The following is a 1,955-nucleotide window of genomic DNA, read 5'->3' on the forward strand; positions in this document are numbered from 1 at the left end:
ATTATAAAGAGAGCAGTGTAGCTTTTGACTGTAATGAAGCTTGTTATTTTGTGTTTGGTTTGGATCAAGACGAAAAGTAATTCTCTTGATAGCCATAACTGATCGACCTAGGAAAGTTATACTTTTAGTATAGCCTACAGATATAGTAGTCTGTCAAGTTTGAATTGAGGGATAGAGTTTTTTTAATTTAATACGAGCATCAGCAGTAGTAAATCTCCAGTCAACTGAATTTGACTTTTCATTTCGATTTTCTTCCCAGACCTTAATTTCTTGTTTTAAACTATCCATGTCTGGGATACGACGATCGAGACATTGACGATTCAAAACGCTCAACTCAATTTCTGCCATATTTAACCAGCTGCCATGTTTGGGAGTGTAATGAAATTCGAGTTTATCTAAAATTCTCTTGGCCTCTTCCGGTTCAAAGGCTTTATATAATGAGGCTTTTACATGAGTATTTAAGTTGTCTTGAATTACTCTAATTTTCTGGGCATCCGGATAACGCTCATCAACCAAATATTTCATTTGGTGTGCATAATCGCTCGCCGTCCTTTGTTGTGTAACTTCTACATGTCGCCCACCTTGTAATGGTTCAAAAAACATAAACATATTGGCTACACCATTACGCTCATATTGATAGTCATACCTTTCTGGTTCTCTCGGTTCGGCTGGTATTTTCTCTTTTGTTTCTTTGACTAATTGTTGACAACTCTCATCAAAACACAGCCAGGGATTTTGCTGGTCATACTCACTATGATAAATATCCAAGACATCTTCCATGGCACAGACAAACTCCGCTGATTCTTTTGGGGGAATGACCCATGATTGATTCAGCCATGGTTTCAATTCATTTTTTTTAAGGTTTTTCTGATGGTTTCTCGTGATATTTTTTCCACATATTCAAGTTCGACCATTTTATCTGCCAGCATTTGAAGTGTCCATTTTGCTCGTCCCGTTGGTGTTTCACTACAAGCGATGGCAATCAGAGCTGCTTCCTTTTCCCCATCGATAATTTTGGCACGGCGATGTTCTGGCTTTTTTCGAGTTAATGATGATTCAATTCCTGACTCGACAAATCTTTGTCGTACTCTCTCAATGGTGGCTTGAGCAACATTTAAGGCTTCACTAATTTTCGAGTCAGTCCAACCACCTTCCTGTTGATTGACATCTGCTAAAAGTAGTATTCTGGCATGGTTCATTTTGTAAGCTGCTATTTTTCCTTTCTTGGTTAGCTGCTCGAGTTCAGTTCTTTCGGAGTCTGTTAGCTCTACAATATATTTTTTCTTCGGCATTTTTTTGTCTGAAGTTGGATAACTTCTTCCAGATTAGCTCTTTTTTGGCTCTTCGTTACTTGTTATGGTTTGATAGGGGGGCATAGAGCGACTAAATCCTTATCTGGTAAAAGACTTAATTGATTAGTTCGCTCTAGATAAAAAACAATTGACAAAAATCGCTAAATGACTTTCTATATAAGGGTTCCATCCCTTATAACCCCCGTCCATTGCATAACACAAACCGAAGATCCCTCTTTTTTTATCCCTCAAAACAAAATTGATGCTCTAATAGGTTGTCAATATGAAACCCAGAAAAGGCTCTCATAGTGTTTTTAGCGTGCGGTTACACTTTGTTTTTGTCACTCATTAGACCTCTTGCAAAAGTCTTAAGTTGATCCTTGTACAGCAACATTTTTGAAGATTATCAACTACTAATAAATAATTAACTGAAAGTCCCTCCTATTATTGTTTCTATCGTTTGTTTTCGGATTTATGCAAGAGGTCTATTATCGTAGAAAAGTTCTGAGAGGGGGACAAGCGAGCTAGAAGGTAGATAGGGCAAGCGATATAGCTCTTTGTCCTTTGATGTAATCCTTCAACCGATAGCGGCTAATTTGCATTAGCTCTTCTATATTTTTTGGGAAAATTTGATGTAGCTGGAGCCAATGATAGAGATGTTGG

Annotated in this window: 1 protein-coding gene and 1 pseudogene; one reads left to right on the top strand and one right to left on the bottom strand. The window is 37.6% G+C overall.

The features are described from left to right. Positions 1-153: 153 nt before the first annotated feature. A protein-coding gene (locus tag PX481_RS06175; RefSeq protein WP_155120450.1) for an IS630-like element ISMae29 family transposase occupies positions 154-1,292 on the bottom strand; the annotation gives its coding sequence in 2 pieces (ribosomal slippage) (positions 154-860 and positions 860-1,292; 1,140 coding nt in all). 283 nt (positions 1,293-1,575) lie between these two features. Here PX481_RS06175 and PX481_RS06180 point away from each other — a divergent pair. Beyond that, positions 1,576-1,641 (top strand): annotated as a pseudogene (locus PX481_RS06180) (IS200/IS605 family transposase); the annotation flags it as partial. Between the last annotated feature and the right edge of the window lie 314 nt (positions 1,642-1,955).

The sequence above is a fragment of the Microcystis sp. M53603_WE2 genome (genome assembly GCF_030065435.1).